General features: G+C 68.8%; 15 protein-coding genes. 5 read left to right on the top strand and 10 right to left on the bottom strand.

What is annotated here, in order from left to right; genetic code table 11:
- Positions 1–41: 41 nt before the first annotated feature.
- Positions 42–1052 (top strand): asparaginase, encoded by a 1011-nt coding sequence (locus ACM6LU_RS34655; protein ID WP_414942073.1) that lies wholly within the window; start codon positions 42–44, stop codon positions 1050–1052.
- Positions 1053–1133: 81 nt separating this feature from the next.
- On the opposite strand, the gene ACM6LU_RS34650 is transcribed toward ACM6LU_RS34655, so the two are convergent.
- The 3 genes from ACM6LU_RS34650 to ACM6LU_RS34640 all read right to left on the bottom strand — a co-directional run bounded on the left by ACM6LU_RS34650 (position 1134) and on the right by ACM6LU_RS34640 (position 3612).
- Complete coding sequence (locus tag ACM6LU_RS34650) at positions 1134–1613, bottom strand: cysteine dioxygenase (protein ID WP_414942149.1); 480 nt, start codon at positions 1611–1613, stop codon at positions 1134–1136.
- 269 nt (positions 1614–1882) lie between these two features.
- Positions 1883–2908 carry an NAD(P)H-dependent glycerol-3-phosphate dehydrogenase gene (locus tag ACM6LU_RS34645; RefSeq protein WP_414942072.1) on the bottom strand — a complete coding sequence of 342 codons (1026 nt, stop codon included), beginning with the start codon at positions 2906–2908 and terminating at the stop codon, positions 1883–1885.
- The gene (locus ACM6LU_RS34640) at positions 2908–3612 is read right to left on the bottom strand and encodes a lysophospholipid acyltransferase family protein (protein ID WP_414942071.1); all 705 of its coding nucleotides are present in this window, start codon (positions 3610–3612) and stop codon (positions 2908–2910) included. Before ACM6LU_RS34640 ends, ACM6LU_RS34645 begins: the two co-directional genes overlap by 1 nt.
- Positions 3613–3717: 105 nt before the next feature.
- Between ACM6LU_RS34640 and cofC the strand changes: the two genes are divergently transcribed.
- From cofC to ACM6LU_RS34625, 3 genes are read left to right on the top strand one after another with little or no spacing between them, the layout of a single operon-like run.
- Positions 3718–4347: a 2-phospho-L-lactate guanylyltransferase gene (gene cofC / locus ACM6LU_RS34635; protein WP_414942148.1), complete on the top strand. Its 630-nt coding sequence runs from the start codon at positions 3718–3720 to the stop codon at positions 4345–4347.
- Positions 4348–4405: 58 nt separating this feature from the next.
- Positions 4406–6709, top strand: a complete 2304-nt coding sequence (locus tag ACM6LU_RS34630) for an RNA degradosome polyphosphate kinase (protein ID WP_414942070.1) — start codon at positions 4406–4408, stop codon at positions 6707–6709.
- On the top strand, positions 6706–7641 hold the full coding sequence (locus ACM6LU_RS34625; RefSeq protein WP_414942069.1) for an NUDIX hydrolase: 936 nt from the start codon (positions 6706–6708) through the stop codon (positions 7639–7641). Before ACM6LU_RS34630 ends, ACM6LU_RS34625 begins: the two co-directional genes overlap by 4 nt.
- 804 nt (positions 7642–8445) lie before the next feature.
- Here the strand turns inward: ACM6LU_RS34625 and ACM6LU_RS34620 are convergent.
- From ACM6LU_RS34620 to leuC, 3 genes are all read right to left on the bottom strand, one after another.
- Complete coding sequence (locus ACM6LU_RS34620; RefSeq protein ID WP_414942068.1) at positions 8446–9114, bottom strand: HU family DNA-binding protein; 669 nt, start codon at positions 9112–9114, stop codon at positions 8446–8448.
- Between the two features lie 253 nt (positions 9115–9367).
- Positions 9368–9970 (bottom strand): 3-isopropylmalate dehydratase small subunit, encoded by a 603-nt coding sequence (gene leuD / locus ACM6LU_RS34615; RefSeq protein WP_414942067.1) that lies wholly within the window; start codon positions 9968–9970, stop codon positions 9368–9370.
- Positions 9971–10002: 32 nt separating this feature from the next.
- Positions 10003–11421 (bottom strand): 3-isopropylmalate dehydratase large subunit, encoded by a 1419-nt coding sequence (gene leuC, locus ACM6LU_RS34610; RefSeq protein ID WP_414942066.1) that lies wholly within the window; start codon positions 11419–11421, stop codon positions 10003–10005.
- Between the two features lie 79 nt (positions 11422–11500).
- On the opposite strand from leuC, the gene ACM6LU_RS34605 reads away from it, so the two are divergent.
- Positions 11501–12202 (top strand): IclR family transcriptional regulator, encoded by a 702-nt coding sequence (locus tag ACM6LU_RS34605; RefSeq protein ID WP_076162773.1) that lies wholly within the window; start codon positions 11501–11503, stop codon positions 12200–12202.
- A 70-nt stretch (positions 12203–12272) separates the two neighbouring features.
- Here ACM6LU_RS34605 and ACM6LU_RS34600 read toward each other — a convergent pair whose 3' ends face one another.
- The 4 genes from ACM6LU_RS34600 to ACM6LU_RS34585 form a co-directional block, all read right to left on the bottom strand.
- Positions 12273–12665, bottom strand: a complete 393-nt coding sequence (locus ACM6LU_RS34600) for a hypothetical protein (protein WP_409490076.1) — start codon at positions 12663–12665, stop codon at positions 12273–12275.
- 255 nt (positions 12666–12920) lie between these two features.
- Entirely contained in the window at positions 12921–14129 is a 1209-nt protein-coding gene (locus ACM6LU_RS34595; RefSeq protein ID WP_414942065.1) for a hypothetical protein, read from the bottom strand.
- A gap of 34 nt (positions 14130–14163) precedes the next feature.
- Complete coding sequence (locus ACM6LU_RS34590) at positions 14164–14580, bottom strand: hypothetical protein (protein WP_414942064.1); 417 nt, start codon at positions 14578–14580, stop codon at positions 14164–14166.
- A 12-nt stretch (positions 14581–14592) separates the two neighbouring features.
- A complete protein-coding gene (locus ACM6LU_RS34585; RefSeq protein ID WP_414942063.1) occupies positions 14593–16086 on the bottom strand; it encodes a hypothetical protein in 1494 nt (497 codons plus the stop codon).
- Between the last annotated feature and the right edge of the window lie 7 nt (positions 16087–16093).

Here is a 16093-nt window from a genome sequence, read left to right as displayed (position 1 = left end):
AACTAGAGGACTAAACGCGGCGACAAGTGAAGAATGGACGTATGTCGAGTGAGTTCAGGCGGCCACTTGTCGCCGTCGCCGCCCTGGGCGGCACCATTTCCATGGTTCCCGGCGACGGCGAAGACCACGCGGTCCCCCGGCTCACCGCGGCCGATCTGCTCGGCGACCTCGGCGAGAACCTGGCGATGGACGTCCGCGCGGAGACGCTCGCGGGGATTTCCAGCGCGTCGATGGACTTCGCGACGCTGGTCAAGACCCGCGACTGGGCCGCGCGAGCCGTCGACGAAGGCGCGGAAGGCGTCGTCGTGGTCCAGGGCACCGACACGCTCGAAGAGACCGCGTACTTCTTCGAGCTGACGTGGGCTTCCGAAGCCCCGATCGTGATCACCGGCGCGATGCGCAACCCCAGTCTGCCCAGCGCCGACGGGGCGGGAAACCTGCTCGCGGCGCTGACCGTCGCCGCCGAACCCCGGAGCCGGGGCCGCGGCCCGCTGGTCGCGTTCAACGACGACGTCCACCTAGCCCGCTGGGTCCGGAAGGCGCATTCGAGCCACGTCGAGGCGTTCTCCTCGAACCCCGCCGGACCGCTCGGGCTGCTCGCCGAGGGCGCGGTGCACTATTTCCACCCGGTCGCGGAGCGCCCGCCGGCGCTGTCGCTGGAGAACGCGGACTTCTCCGGACTGGTGCCGATCGTCGAAAGCGGCGTCGAGGACACCGGCGAACTACTGGAGACGCTGGTCAAGGCCGGGGTCAAGGGTGTGGTGCTCGCCGCGAACGGCGCCGGGCACGTTTCGGCCGGGTCCGCCGACGTGGTCGAGCGGGCGTTGCCGGAGGTGCCGATCGTGGTCGCCGGCCGCACCGGCGCCGGGCCGACGTTCCGGGGTACCTATGGCTTCCGCGGTTCGGAGTCGGACCTGATCGCGATGGGCGCGACCATGGCGGGCTGGCTGGACCCGCGCAAATCCCGGCTCCTGCTGCACACCCTGCTCGCCACCGGTGCCTCGCGAGACCGCGTCGAAGCCGAATTCCGCCTGCGCGGTGACCTCACCTAGCCTCATCTACCGCAATTCGTCCTCTAGTTGCGGTAGTTGCGTGTGCAAGGACCGCAACTAGAGGACTAATTGCGGAGAGGGCTAGTCCCGGATCGGGCCCGAGATGGGGTCCAGGTGGTACGGGCGCATGGCGCGGGGCTGGTGCCGGTAGACGTGCACGCTCACGGCGGGGTCCGGGCCCTCGTTGCGCACTTCGTGGATGTAGCCGGGGCCGAAGACGCGCGACTGGCCCGCCGACAGCGAATGCAGTTCCGTCACCGCCCGTCCGTCGGACGCGCGCCGGGCGACGGTCTCGCTCAAGTGCCCGCTGACGACGGTGAACGCGCCCGCGGCGAATTCGTGGTCGTGCAGGTCGGTGTGCTGGCCGGGCAGCCAGCTCATCAGCCAGACCTCCTGCAGTTCGTCGCTGTCGACGAGCGCGGAGAACCGCTCCTCGGGGTCGTAGCGCAGCAGGTGCCGCCAGCGGTCACGATCCGCCGCGAACTCGATCGCGACGCGCACCGGGTGGCGCAGGGCGGGGTTTTCGGGAATGACGAGCGTGTTGTCCGGGACGGCGAACATGAAAGAGTCCTCGCAGAAGGAAGTGGTGTCGAGCTGGGCCGGGGCGGGGTTCACCGACAACAGGAACACGACGCACACGCCACAGCGCCAAGACCCGAGAGGCCCCGCGACACAGTCATCCCACGTGCGAACATGCCCTCAGCGAACCAGTGCGGAGCCCGGCGGTCAACCGATCTCACCCCGTGGACCGTGAGTTCTGCACCTGCCGACCATGCTGGCAGCACGAATCCGCCCTGGTCTGTCTCGTTCGTGCGGTCTTCCTTGCGTTCTCAGGACCACTCGTGCTTTTGCGACCGTCCGAGCAGCTCGGCTCCGGCCTGCCGGGGGTCGACCCCTTCGTGGCACACGCGGTGCATCGCGTCGGTGATGGGCATGTCGACGCCGAGGCTCAGCGCGAGTTCCCGGATCGACGTGCACGACTTGACGCCCTCGGCGACCTGCCCGCCCCCGGCGTCCAGCGCCTGCCGCAAGGTCTCGCCACGGCCCAGCCGCTCACCGAAGGTCCGGTTGCGCGACAACGGCGACGAACATGTCGCCACCAGGTCTCCGACGCCGGCGAGTCCGGCGAAGGTCAGCGGGTCGGCGCCGAGTCTCGCGCCGAGCCGCGCCATCTCGGCCAGCCCGCGGGTGATCAGCGTCGCCATCGTGTTGGTGCCGAGCCCCAGCCCGGCCGCCATCCCGCAGCTCAGCGCGATGACGTTCTTGCACGCGCCGCCCAGTTCGCAGCCGACGACGTCGGTGTTGGTGTACGGCCGGAAGTACTGGTTGAAGCTCGCCCGCTGGATCGCCTTGGCGTTGTCGTGGTCCGTGCACGCGAGCACCGCGGCCGACGGCTGCCCCAGCGCGATCTCCTTCGCGAGGTTCGGCCCGGAAACGACCACGATCTGGCCGTCGTCGACCCGCGCGATCTCGGCGATGACCTCGCTCATCCGCTTGAGGGTGCCCAGTTCGACGCCCTTGGCGAGGCTCACCAGGATCGTCCCGGACGGCAGCAGACCGGACCACTCCGAAAGATTGGTCCGCAGTGTCTGGCTCGGCACCGCGAGGACCACGGCCTGCGCGCCGTCGAGCGCCTCGGCCGGGTCCGCCGTCGCGGTGATCCGCGCGGGCAGCTCGATATCGGGCAAATAGGACGAATTGCGGTGGCGGTCCCGGATCTCCGACGCGACCTCCGGCCGCCGGGCCCAGATGGTCACGTCACGTCCGGCATCGCCGAGCACCTTGGCGAACGCCGTTCCCCACGACCCCGCGCCGAGCACGGTCAGGCGCTGGACCTCGGCGGCGGTTCCGGCCATCAGGCGTCGTCCCCCGGCTTCTTCGCGGGCGGTTCCTCCTGGCGGATTTCCGCGAGCAGGGCGGTGATCTCGGTCATCATCAGCTCGGTGACCTCGCGCAGCTTGGACGCGCCGCGCGTCGACCCGTCCCGGTAGGCGGACAGGTCCATCGGCTCCCCGACCAGATGGGTGATCTTCTTGCGCGGGAACGGCGTGAACTTCTTCGTATAGCCGTTGAAAATGTGGTTCGTGCCCCAGCGGGCGATCGGGATCACCGGCACGTCGGTCTCCAGCGCGAGCCGCGCGGCACCGGTGAAGGGCTTCTTGGGCCAGCCGTCGGGGTCCTTGCTGATCGTCCCCTCGGGATAGATCACGACGACCTTGCCGTCCCGCAGCGCCTGGTGGGCGGCCTTGAGGCTGTCGCCTGCGGCGGCCGAACCACGGGAGACCGGGATCTGGCCCGCGCCGACGAAGATCTTGCCGAAGACCGGCGTCCTGGTCAGCGCCTCCTTGCCGAGGAAACGCGGCACCCGCTTCTGGCGGTGCACGAACACCGCGTCCACCGCCGGGTCCATATGGGACACGTGGTTGAGCAACAGCAGCGCGCCGCCTTCACGGGGGATCCGCTCGGTGTTGCGGTAGACCCGCTTGCCGATGGCCGTCGCCGGGTAGAACAGTGCGGCGGCGATGCCAACCCAGATGCCGCCCTTCTCACGCCGGGCCAAATCGTCCTCCTCGAAGTCACACGTGTCGTCCCAAGCCCTTGATCCTGCCGCGCGCACGCGAGCGCGGTCCAGGGAGGGTCGGGTAAGAAGAGAGATGTGGACAGTGTGGGCATCGACCTGATCGTGCCGATGAAACGCCCGGCGGAGGGCAAGTCGCGGCTTCGCGGCGCGGTCGTGCCCGAGCGGCACCCCGAACTGGTACTGGCGCTGGCCTACGACACGCTGTCGGCGGCGACCTCGGCGGACGGGATCCGCCGGGTGTTGGTGATCGCAGCCGACCCGGCGTCGGTGGCGGATCTCACCGAGCTGGGCGTCGAGATCGTCGCCGAGCCGTCGCGAGGCGGGTTGAACGCGGCACTGCGGCACGGCGAGGAGTTGCTGCGCCGGGACACGCCGTCCGGTCTCGTCGGTGCCCTGCAGGCCGACCTTCCCGCGCTGCGGACCGAAGATCTCACCGCCGCGCTCGCCGAAGCCGCCGGGCATCGGGCATTCGTCGCGGACCGGCAGGGAACGGGCACGACACTGTTGCTCTCGGGGGCGGGCCGTCCGCTGGAACCCCGGTTCGGCGGGGGTTCCGCGCGGGCGCACACCGCGTCCGGTGCGACCCCGCTCACGCTCGCGGGCGGATCGCTCCGCGCCGACGTGGACACCGCGGATGATCTCGCTCACGTCCGCACCCTGGGTGCCGGAAAGCGCACCTCAACGCTGTTGGGGACACCCTGCGTGGTGATGTGACGAGAGTTCACCCCGACGACCCGCGCGCGGTGCACATAATCGGGCCGAGTGGTGAACAATGAAGCCCGTGAGCACAAACGACGGCGGCATCCCGAACTCGGCAAGGAAGCGGAAGACCTCTGCCGCGAAACCGGAACCGGACAACGGCGCGACCAAGCCCGTCAGGGCGAGAAAGACCAGTCCCGCGAAGAGCAACGGCACCCCCCGTGCGACCCGCGGCGGTTCGGCGAGCCGTCCAGCCCAGGAGTTCCACGCGCTACCCACCGCGCCTCCCGCGGTGACGTCCGCGCCCACCGCCGTCGAGACACTGCCCGACGACCGGTACTTCAACCGTGAGCTGTCATGGCAGGACTTCAACGCGCGCGTGCTCGCACTGGCCGAGGACGAATCGCAGCCGCTGCTCGAACGCGGCAAGTTCCTGGCGATCTTCGCGTCCAATTTGGACGAGTTCTACATGGTGCGGGTCGCCGGGCTGAAGCGCCGCGACGAGACGGGCCTCCCGGTCCGCAGCGCGGACGGGCTCACCCCGCGCGAGCAACTGGCGTACATCGCCAAACGCAACCAGGATCTGGTCGAGCGCCACACGAAGGCCTTCGAGCTGCACCTTCGGCCGCAGATGGCCGCCGAAGACATCCACATCGTCGGCTGGAACGACCTCACCGGCGCCGACCAGCTCCGGCTGTCCAACTACTTCAGCGAGCAGATCTTCCCGGTGCTCACACCGCTGGCCGTCGATCCCGCGCACCCGTTCCCCTACATCTCGGGTCTTTCGCTCAACCTCGCGGTCACCGTCCGCGATCCGGAGGGCGGCACCGAGCGGTTCGCGCGTGTCAAGGTGCCGAGCAACGTGCCGCGCCTGATGCGGATCGAGCAGCAGCCGCGAGAGAGCCGCACCGGGACGTTCCTTCCGCTGGAGGAACTGATCTCCGCCCACCTCGGCGAGCTGTTCACCGGCATGGAGGTCACCGAGCACCACGTGTTCCGGGTCACCCGTAACGCGGACTTCGAGGTCGAAGAGGACCGGGACGAGGATCTGCTCCAGGCACTGGAACGGGAACTGGCCCAGCGCCGGTTCGGGCCGCCGGTGCGGCTCGAAGTCGCGCAGGACATGAGCGAGCACATGCTCGAACTGCTGCTGCGCGAACTGGAGGTCGACCCGCGTGACGTCGTCGAGGTCCCGGGTCTGCTGGACCTGACCTGCCTGCACCAGCTTTCCGGTGTCGACCGGAAGGAACTCAAGGACCGTCCTTTCGTGCCCGCCACGCATCCGGCGTTCGGTGAGCGCGAGACGCCGAAGTCGGTGTTCGCGACGCTTCGCGAGGAAGACGTCCTCGTGCACCACCCGTACGACTCGTTCTCCACCAGCGTCCAGCGGTTCATCGAACAGGCCGCCGCGGACGACAAGGTGCTGGCGATCAAGCAGACGCTGTACCGCACCTCCGGCGACTCCCCGATCGTCGACGCGTTGATCGACGCCGCCGAGGCGGGCAAGCAGGTCGTCGCGCTGGTCGAGATCAAGGCGCGGTTCGACGAGCAGGCCAACATCACCTGGGCCCGCACACTGGAACGCGCGGGCGTGCACGTGGTCTACGGGCTCGTCGGGCTGAAGACGCACTGCAAGGTGTCGATGGTGGTGCGCCAGGAGGGTTCGACCATTCGCCGCTACTGCCACATCGGCACCGGCAACTACAACCCGAAGACCGCGCGCCTCTACGAGGATCTCGGCATCCTGACCGCCGACCCGACGATCGGCGCGGACCTGACGGATCTGTTCAACGTGCTTACCGGGTATTCCCGCCAGGACACCTACCGCAACATCCTCACGTCACCGCACGGGATCCGCCGCGGCATCGTGCGCGCGATCGGTGAGGAGATCGAACTCGCCCGCGCCGGCCAGACCGCCGGGATTCGGATCAAGTGCAACTCGCTCGTCGACGAGCAGATCATCGACGCGCTGTACCACGCTTCGCAGGCCGGAGTGCCGGTCGATGTCGTGGTACGCGGCATCTGCGCACTCAAGCCGGGTGTGGAAGGGCTGAGCGAGAACATCCACGTGCGCTCGATCCTCGGCCGTTTCCTGGAGCACTCGCGCATCTTCACCTTCCGCGCGGGCGGCACGCGGTGGATCGGCAGCGCGGACATGATGCACCGCAACCTCGACCGCCGCATCGAGGCGCTGGTGCGGGTCAAGGATCCGAAGCTGACGGCGCAACTGGACTACATCTTCGAATCCGCGTTGCATCCGGCGACCCGGTGCTGGGTGCTGAACTCGACCGGCGAGTGGACACCGTTCCCCGCGACCGGCGACGACGTCCGCGACCACCAGGTCGAACTGGCGAAACGACACGGAGCCGCCGGATGAGCGGGGTCGTGCGGGCGGCCGGGGCCGTCCTCTGGCGTCGGAACGGGGACCGCGTCGAGGTCGCGCTGGTCCACCGGCCGCGCTACGACGATTGGTCGCTGCCGAAGGGAAAACTGGATCCGGGCGAGACCATCGCGCGAGCCGCGGTCCGCGAGATCCAGGAAGAGACCGGGTTCGAGGCAGTGCTCGGCCGGTACCTGTTCCGGACCGAGTACACCGTGGCGGGAGCGCCGAAGACCGTCGACTACTTCTCCGCCCACGTGGCTTCCGGCGCGTTCGCCCCGAACGAGGAGGTCGACGAACTGCGCTGGCTCGACGCGGAGACCGCGGAGAAACTACTGACGCGGCCGGGTGACGTGCGGGTGCTGCGCGAGTTCTCCGCGCTGCCGCCCGAACTCACCACGGTGATCCTGGTGCGGCACGCCAAAGCCGGTAAGCGTGACGAGTGGAACGGCGACGACGACCTGCGGCCGCTGTCGGACGCGGGCCAGCGGCAGGCCGAAGCGCTGCGTTCACTGCTACGGCACTACGGGCCGGGCAGGGTGCTGTCGGCGCCGCGGCTTCGTTGCGTCCAGACGGTGAACGGGCTCGCCGAAGATCTCGAAGTCGAGATCCGGCACGAGCCGCTGCTGTCGGAAGAGGGCTACTGGCCGGACCCGGTACTCGGTGTCGCACGGTTGCTGGCCATCGCGGGCGACGGCGGGACGCCGGTGATCTCCAGCCAGGGCGGTGTGATCCCGGACGTCGTCAGCGCGCTCGCCGATCGCGACGGTGTCGACCTGACCGCCGCGCGTGGCGGTGTGGTGCCTTCGAAGAAGGGCTCGTTCTGGGTGCTGTCGTTCCGGGCGCCGACCGAAGAGGACGGGCCCGTGCTGGTGGCGGCGGACTATTTCGCGTCGCCTCTGCCCACGCCCGCTCCCGCGCATCCCTGAGCTTGATTCGCGCCTTCACGCGCTGGGGGTGGATGTTCCCCATGCCTCATTGGGAACACGGACAGAGCGCCGCCGGGGACGTGAGTGGCAATCAGGATCGCGGTCCGTGAAGGACTCCTTGAGGGACCCAGAGTCCCTCAAGGAGTCCTTCACGGACTCGGAACACTCGGCGGTCGCCTCAGCACCACGGTGGCGTGTGAAGGACCCCTTCACGCGGCTCAGCGAGGAAACTCGACCCCAAGTACCTGAAGGCCCCCTTCATGTATTTCAGGTGGGCATCGCGCGACAGGAGCCACCGGACCAACGCTCACCCCGCGCCGCGTTCCACCAGGCGACTCCCCCACTTGGGTGATGCGTCTCTACTCCAGCCGTGTCCGAGCGAAGCAAAGTCCGAAGTGCTTGTGAGTAGGCGGATCCGCCGCGAAGTGAGTTCAGCCACCGCAACGGGCTTCGTCTCGCGGGGCGTTGTCCAGCGGTAACAGCCCGATGCGGACGATCGTCGCTCCACTGTGGAGGACAATTCTGGAAAAAAGACGATGCGCCATCGGAGTGACCAGGACGCCCGCGCGGTTCTACGAAGAGTGGCACCGTTCCGAAGCGACCCACCGTAGGCACGGCACATTCGCCCACAGACCGCCGCGGATCCGTTCCGGTACCCGTTTTACCCGGACACCCGTTCTCAAGGGCGTTGAGGGGAAAGGAGACGGCCGCGGCGCACTGGTCCCGACTGGCCTCCCGAAAAATGCGGCAGGGCCCCGCGCCGTGCGCGGGGCCCTGCCGTTGGCTCACTCTGGAAGAGGGAGCTTACTTCTTCTTCGCGGCAGCCGAAGTCCGCTTGGCCGGAGCCTTCTTCGCGGGAGCCTTGGCGGCAGTCGCCTTGGCGGCCGGCTTCGCGGCGGCCTTGGTGGCGGTCGCCTTCTTGGCCGTGGTGGCGCGAGTCGTGGCCTTGGCCGCGGTCTTCGGCGCCGCCTTGGTGGCGGTCGTCTTGGCGGCGGCCTTGGTCGCGGTCGCCTTGGCGGCCGGCTTCGCAGCCGTACGCGTGGTGGCGGCCGCGGCGCGGGTCCGCGTGGTGGTGCTACGCGTCGCGGCCGGGCGGCTGGCGGCCGTCCGGGTCGTCGTCGCGCGGGTGGCGGCGGTCCGAGTGGTGGAGGTGCCGGTGGTCGCGCGCTTCGCAGCGGTGGCCTTCGGCAGCTTCTTCGAACCGCTGATGACGTCCTTGAAGGTCGTACCGGCGCGGAAAGCGGGCACGTTGGTCTTCTTGACGCGAACGGTCTCACCGGTGCGCGGGTTCCGCGCGGTGCGGGCGGCGCGGGCGCGCTTCTCGAACACACCGAAACCGGTGATGTTCACCTTCTCGCCCTTGTTGACCGTCCGGATGATGATGTCGACAAGGCCATCAACGGCCTCCGACGCGACCTTTTTGTCGCCCAGGCGCTCCGACAGCGCCTCGATCAGCTGGGCCTTGTTGGCCATTCCAGTCCTCCAAGAAGAACTACTTGTACACGGCCCCGTCGGCCGACTTAGCGCACACGGTATTACCAATGCAGCACAAATTCCAAACGACGCGCGGAAATTTCCCTTGTCTCGGGGGCTGTTCCGCCTCCCGAGGGACCCCTCAGGGGCCTCTCGAGGTGCCGTTCGGTGTGGTTTCGGGGCAGTCGCGCAGACCCTCGTCCGGGGTGCGGATTCCCTGCTCAGCAAGGGAATCCGCCCCCTTCGACGAGCCCTAGAAAGAGGCCGCCGGGAGGGTCACCGGCTTCCAGGAGGGGCGCTGGGACTCGAAAGTGTCGATCTCCTCCGCGTGGCGGAGTGTCAGGGCGATGTCGTCGAGCCCTTCGAGGAGCCGCCAGCGGGTGTAGTCGTCGATCTGGAAGGGCGCGGTGAAGTCCTTGGCTCGTACCGTCTTCGACTCGAGGTCCACCGTGACCTCCGTCCCGGGCTCGTTTTCGAGCAGCTTCCACAGCAGTTCGACGTCGGCCTGCTCGACCTGAGCGGCGACCAGACCCTGCTTGCCGGAGTTACCGCGGAAGATATCCGCGAACCGGGCGGAGATCACGGCACGGAAGCCGTAGTCCATCAGTGCCCACACCGCGTGCTCACGGGAAGAACCGGTGCCGAAGTCCGGGCCCGCGACCAGGACCGACCCGCTTTTGAAGGGCTCTTCGTTGAGGATGAACGACTCGTCGGAGCGCCAGGCGGCGAAGAGCCCGTCCTCGAAGCCGGTGCGGCTCACGCGCTTGAGGTAGACCGCCGGGATGATCTGGTCAGTGTCCACGTTGGACCGGCGCAGCGGGACCCCGACGCCGGTGTGGTGGGTGAACGCGTCCATGGGTGGGAACTCCTTCGCGGATGTCAGCGATGTCAGCGGACGGTGGCGGGCCGCAGGTCTTCGGGGCTGGACAGGGTTCCCCGCACGGCCGTGGCGGCCGCCACGAGCGGGGAGACCAGGTGCGTCCGGCCGCCCTTGCCCTGCCTGCCTTCGAAGTTGCGGTTCGAGGTCGACGCACTGCGCTCGCCCGGCTTGAGCTGGTCCGGGTTCATGCCGAGGCACATCGAGCAGCCCGCCTGACGCCATTCCGCGCCCGCTTCGGTGAAGACCTGGTCCAGCCCTTCGGCTTCGGCCGCCTGGCGGACACGCATCGAGCCGGGGACGACGAGCATCCGGACCGACCCGGCGACCTTGTGCCCGCGCAGGACGTCCGCGGCGGCCCTCAGATCCTCGATACGGCCATTCGTGCACGAGCCGAGGAAGACGGTGTCCACCGCGATCTCGCGCAGCGGTGTGCCCGGCTTCAGGTCCATATAGGACAGGGCCTTCTCAGCGGCGATGCGCTCGTTCTCGTCGCCGATGCGCTCGGGATCGGGCACCTCGGCGCTCAGCGGGAGACCCTGGCCCGGGTTCGTGCCCCAGGTCACGAAAGGCGTGAGCTCCTCCGCGTTCAGGTGCACCTCGGCGTCGAAGACGGCGTCGTCGTCCGTGCGGAGTTCGCGCCAGTTCTCGACGGCGGCGTCCCAGTCGGCGCCCCGCGGAGCGTGCGGACGGCCCTTCAGATACGCGAACGTCGTCTCGTCCGGAGCGATGAGCCCGGCGCGCGCGCCGGCTTCGATGGACATGTTGCACACCGTCATCCGGGCTTCCATCGACAGCTTTTCGATGGCTTCGCCGCGGTATTCGAGGACGTAGCCCTGCCCGCCGCCGGTGCCGATCTTCGCGATCACGGCGAGGATGACGTCCTTCGCCGTGACACCGGGACGCAGTTCGCCGTCGACCGTGATCGCCATCGTCTTGAATGGACGGAGCGGCAGGGTCTGCGTGGCCATCACGTGTTCGACCTCGGAGGTGCCGATCCCGAAGGCCATCGCGCCGAAAGCGCCGTGTGTCGAGGTGTGACTGTCACCGCACACCACGGTCATCCCGGGCTGGGTCAGGCCGAGCTGCGGGCCGATGACGTGCACGATCCCCTGTTCGGCGTCACCCATCGGATGCAGCCGGACGCCGAACTCCTTGCAGTTGTTGCGAAGGGTGTCGACCTGGGTGCGGGACACGGGATCCGCGATCGGCAGCTCGATGTCGATCGTCGGGACGTTGTGATCCTCGGTGGCGATGGTGAGGTCGGGGCGGCGCAGCTTCCGGCCGGCCAGGCGGAGTCCGTCGAACGCCTGCGGGCTGGTGACCTCGTGCAGCAGGTGCAGATCGATGTAGAGCAGGTCGGGCTCGGCCCCCTCGCCGCGCCGCACCAGATGCGACTCCCACACTTTCTCGGCCAGTGTCCGGGGCATTTCCGGCTCCTCACATGCGGTGAAATCGGTACTTCCCACCATCTGGACATCTCAAACTTCGGGAAGATAGTATCGGCTTGTGGGACAGCATAGCGGTATCGGAGTACTCGACAAGGCCGTGGCCGTGCTTCAGGCCGTGGCCGAAGATCCTTGTGGCCTGGCGGAACTGTGCACGCGGACCGGTCTGCCGCGCGCGACGGCGCACCGGCTCGCGGTCGGTCTCGAGGTGCATCGCCTGTTGCGCCGCGGCCCGGACGGACGCTGGCGGCCGGGCACCGCGCTCGCGGAACTGGCGGGCGGTTCGACCGACCCGCTGCTCGACGCGGCGGGTTCGGTGCTGCCGAAATTGCGCGACATCACCGGGGAAAGCGTTCAGCTCTACCGCCGCGACGGCGTCCAGCGCGTCTGCGTTTCGACCGCGGAACCGCCCAGCGGTCTCCGTGACACGGTGCCGATCGGTTCACGGCTGCCGATGACCGCGGGCTCCGGCGCGAAGGTGCTCGCCGCGTGGTCGGATCCGCACACGCAGCGGACGATCCTTTCCGAGGCGGTGTACGGGGAGCGCACACTGCTCGAAGTCCGCCGTCGCGGCTGGGCCCAGAGCGTGGCGGAGCGGGAACCGGGTGTGGCGAGTGTCTCGGCGCCGGTACGGGATTCGACGGGCACCGTGGTCGCCGCGGTGTCGGTTTCCGGGCCCATCGAACGTATAGGGCGTAAGCCGGGGGCCCGCTGGGCCGCGGACCTGCTCGCCGCCGCGGACGCGCTGCAGGAGCGCCTCTGATCTCTCGAAATACGTGAAGGGCCTCTTGCTCACGTCGCGAGCAAGAGGCCCTTCACGTTCTACCGTCCTATCAGAACTCGTCGGCTCGGGTGAGCTCGTGTTCGAAGGCGTCCGCGCGGGTGACGAGGGACGTCAGTGGATGCCCGAACTCGTTCTGCAGGTTCAGGTCGGCCAGCGGGATCGTGTGCTTGAGCAGGGCGACGCCGTCCACGATCGCCGCGCCGCCGACCGAGTCGCCGCCCGCCAGTTCGAGCAGGCGCCGCAGGTCGATCTTGTCCGCCCACCCGACCGGGGACGAGAGTTCGACCCACTCCAACCCGTCGTGGTCCGGCAGATGGTGCAGGGTGACCTGCTGGCCGCGGCCGTCCTCGGTGTCGACCCGGAACCGGAGCCAGTCGCCCCGTTCTTCGAGCACTTCGTACCGTGCCCGGACGAAATTGATCACGCCTGCCCAGATGGACACCCTCGTCACCTCTCGGTTTCGCCGCCTCGTGCGCTGTCGAGCATGGCACATCCGGAGCCGGTCGAGCCCGTGGGATAGCGCGCGCGGTGCGCGCCGCCGTGTCGTCCGCCTGATCACGCGAGTTCGCCCTTCCCGCACAGACGGCTTGTGTGCGTGGACGGACGACTCGCGTGATCAAGTGGACGACACGCGTGATCGGGTGTCCAGGCCGCCACTTTCGCACCGGCGGCACCACCGGTCACGGCGCCGCGTCGGTCACTGCCAGGTGTCGTCCTCCAGCAGTTGCAGCGATCCCGTGTCCGACTCGGCCACCCGGCGGTGGCCGGGCATCGTGAAGCCGTTGCCCTCGGCATCGACCGCCCTGCCGCGGAGTGCCGCCATCACACCGTCGGTGCCCAGCGCGGGCCGCCGATCCTCACCGGACCTTTCGTGGGGATGCTCGGCCGCGCCCGGCCGCACGGCTCCGGCCGCCCCCGACGAATGCTGCTGCGCTCCCGGAGGCATCATGCCGCCACCTGCCGGACTCGCGGCGCCCGCCGGACCGACGGTGCCACCTGGCGTGATCTCCATGGCCGAAGTGGTGGCGCGCTTTCCCATGCCTGCCCGCGGCGCCCCCGGAATCCCGCCGAGCCCGCCGGCGGCGCCGAGCGTCCCCAGCGGCATCGGTGGCAACGAAGCCAGGCCGGTCGGGGGCAGCCCGCCCCCCGAGAGGCCACCCAACGGGGCGCCCGCGAAGTTACCGGGCGCCAAGGCGTTCGGCGCCAGCCCGGCCAGCGTCGGCCCGCTTCCCGCCGACGAGGTGCCCGGAATCGACGCGGGCGGCGGCTGCGAACCGGTCCAGCCGTCGAGAAGACCGGACGAGTCCGGAAGACTCGCCCCGCTCCCACTTCCGAGTGACTCGGTCAGGCTCTGCACCTCGGTGAGCAGGTTCACCGCCGCGTCGGCCGTTTTCACCGCGTCCGCGGCGGAACCGGTGATCTCGGGGAACCCTGGCAGAAGGTCCGCCGGATTCGCGATTCCGGCGGCGGCGCACATCGACAGCATCGCCGTGTCGAAACGGCTGCCCAACGCGCTCAAGCACGCGCCCGCCTTCTGCTGGACCTCGATCGCCAACGGGGCCGTGAAGGGATTGGATATCAGCCCCAAGTACTCCCCGTAGAGGCCCATCACGATCCCCTGTGTCTGAGGAAGGGTGGCGGCCAGCGAAGCCAGCGTCTCGGACACCTTGGAGTCGTCGATCCGCTGACCCCACATCGTCAAGTCGGCGAGTGACTGCTTGGTCTTCTCCTCGAACGCCCGGCCCGCGTCGTCGGTCCAGTCCGGGGCCAGGTTGTTCGCGCGGGTCTGCAACTCCACTTTGGCGTCTTCGACCCAGCCACGCGCCTCCTTCCACATCTTCGACTTCTCGGTGAGGACCGGGACGCAGGCCTGTGTCTGCGTGATGCACCCGACTATGACTTCCATCGGAAGCACGCCATACGGGAACAAGAGAGGCTCCTTAGGTCGTCTGCCGCGAGTCTTCGCCCGCGGCCGTCTTGGTGGGATCCGTGGTGCCGGACTGCGCGTCGCCTGCTCCTGCCACCTGCTTGGCGACGCCGATCACCTTTTCGCCGAGTTCGGCTCCGGAGGTGGCCAGGTCGAGCGCGCTGGTGAGGTCGGCGAGGGAATAGGTCGCGGCCGCCTGCTTGACCTTCGCGCCGTAGGTGACCATGTCCGCGGTGACAAAGCCCAGATAGGCGTTGATCTCGGCGGTGACGGCCACGTCCAGCACCGACAAGAGCGCGCTCTCGACCATCCCGGACAGATTCGCCGGGGTGGCGAGGCCGGTGGTGACCGACGCCGGTATCGGGGGTGCCTTGAGTTGCTGGGAGTACGCGAACATCGAACTGGTGTTGCCGTCGACGAGGTCGGACATGAGCCCCTCCTTCTAGTATCCGGTGCGATATCCCGGTTGATCAGTGGCCGGGTCGACCTGCCACAGGTCTTCGTCGAGCACATGCGCGACGTCGTTCTCGACGGCCGGGCGCCGGCGGGTGACCGGTGGCCGCGGCGGGGCGCCCGCTTTTCCGCGCAAAGCGACCCCGGGATTGCCCTCGGGTTTGCGCGAGCGGACAGCGTTGACGTGTTCGGCGGCTCCCGGCCTGATGTCGCCGCCCGCTCGCCCGCCCGCGCCACCCTGCGGATACATAGGCATCATCCCGGGACTTCCGCCAGCCGTCCCGCCGGCCGCGCCTGACGCCGCGGCGATTCCCGGCAGCCGGTTCGCATACCCCGCGGCACCGGCCAAGGGCGAAGCGATTCCCTGCGCCGGAGGAACAGTGCCACCGGAGCCGATCCCGCCCGCGCCGATCCCGCCCGCGCCAAGGCCACCGCCGGCCCCGCCGCCGCCATCGGCGAGACCGGCGAGACTCGGCAGGCCCAGCGGATCGCCCGCGCCGGGAAGGCCGCTCGGTGCCGGCAGGTCGCCGGGTTTCCAGCCGTCCAGCGGGTTCGGCACGGTCCCCGGTTCGGGAACGTCCACCGATCCGGTCCCACCCGAGCCGAGCAACTGCTCCGCGACCTTTCCGCCGAGATCGACCACCTTGCCCGCGGTGTCGAGCCCCTGCGACGCCAGATCGAGCTGTTCCTGGAGCGTGAGCGGCTTCTGTTCCTCGGGGGTCTCAGGTGTTTCGGCCGGCTCCCGCGGCGGGGTCTCGCCGGGGTCCGGCGCTCCCGTGTCTCCACCGGTGCTGCTCGGATCCCCACCGTTGCCGCCGGTGTCGGCGGCAGGCGAATCCGATGTCAGCTTCGGGACCACCGCGCTGCGCGGGCCGGTCCACGACAGTCCTTTGGCGTCGGGCAGCGCGTTCCCTGACACATCGCGGTAGTGGTTCGCGAGGTTGTCCAGTGCCGCCCCGCCCTTCACGCGGAGATCGTTCTCCAGTGCCTTCTTGTCCTCGTCCTGGACACCTGGCCTTTTCACCAGTTCGAGGTAGTCGCGACGCAGACCGTCCAGGTAGACGAACGTGCGCTCGATGTCGTCGGACAGGGCACGCAGCCGATTGGCCACATTGGACATCGTGATGCCGTGCGAAGGACGGTTCAGTTGTGCTTGGAGGCCGGGCAGCATCGGGAGGACGACCCCGCTCGTCACGGGGATCTGCGCGTCCGGCGTCTGCACCCAGGAACGCAGTGCGTCGATGTCCCGGTTCGCGACCACGCGGAACGCGTCTCCCGCCTGGTCCGGCCAGTGTGAGACGAGGTTTTCCACCTGCTGGTGGAAGGAGCCCACCTTGTCCGTGATCCACGTGGCGGCCTCGTCCCACATGTCGGCCGCCGCGGTGAGCCTCGGGACGTGCGCGCGTTCCGCGCTGATCTTGGTGTACTGCTCGTTGAACGAGAGCAAGGTGTACCCGTAGATACCCTCGAGGACGCCGCCCATACCGGTC

Source organism: Amycolatopsis sp. cmx-11-51 (genome assembly GCF_047608665.1).
In the GTDB taxonomy this organism is placed as follows: Bacteria; Actinomycetota; Actinomycetes; order Mycobacteriales; family Pseudonocardiaceae; genus Amycolatopsis.
The sequence above is the reverse complement of the archived record's forward strand: the minus strand, read 5'-3'. Positions and strand labels throughout refer to the sequence as shown.

Bases quoted from the DNA above. Each gene is read 5' to 3' on its own strand.
- ACM6LU_RS34630 (WP_414942070.1), top strand. From the start codon at position 4,406: ATGAAGCCCGTGAGCACAAACGACGGCGGCATCCCGAACTCGGCAAGG.
- ACM6LU_RS34650 (WP_414942149.1), bottom strand. From the start codon at position 1,613: ATGTTCGCCGTCCCGGACAACACGCTCGTCATTCCCGAAAACCCCGCC.
- ACM6LU_RS34620 (WP_414942068.1), bottom strand. From the start codon at position 9,114: ATGGCCAACAAGGCCCAGCTGATCGAGGCGCTGTCGGAGCGCCTGGGC.
- ACM6LU_RS34595 (WP_414942065.1), bottom strand. From the start codon at position 14,129: ATGGAAGTCATAGTCGGGTGCATCACGCAGACACAGGCCTGCGTCCCG.
- ACM6LU_RS34655 (WP_414942073.1), top strand. From the start codon at position 42: ATGTCGAGTGAGTTCAGGCGGCCACTTGTCGCCGTCGCCGCCCTGGGC.
- leuC (WP_414942066.1), bottom strand. From the start codon at position 11,421: ATGCCCCGGACACTGGCCGAGAAAGTGTGGGAGTCGCATCTGGTGCGG.
- ACM6LU_RS34585 (WP_414942063.1), bottom strand. From the start codon at position 16,086: ATGGGCGGCGTCCTCGAGGGTATCTACGGGTACACCTTGCTCTCGTTC.
- ACM6LU_RS34590 (WP_414942064.1), bottom strand. From the start codon at position 14,580: ATGTCCGACCTCGTCGACGGCAACACCAGTTCGATGTTCGCGTACTCC.
- leuD (WP_414942067.1), bottom strand. From the start codon at position 9,970: ATGGACGCGTTCACCCACCACACCGGCGTCGGGGTCCCGCTGCGCCGG.
- ACM6LU_RS34645 (WP_414942072.1), bottom strand. From the start codon at position 2,908: ATGGCCGGAACCGCCGCCGAGGTCCAGCGCCTGACCGTGCTCGGCGCG.
- ACM6LU_RS34625 (WP_414942069.1), top strand. From the start codon at position 6,706: ATGAGCGGGGTCGTGCGGGCGGCCGGGGCCGTCCTCTGGCGTCGGAAC.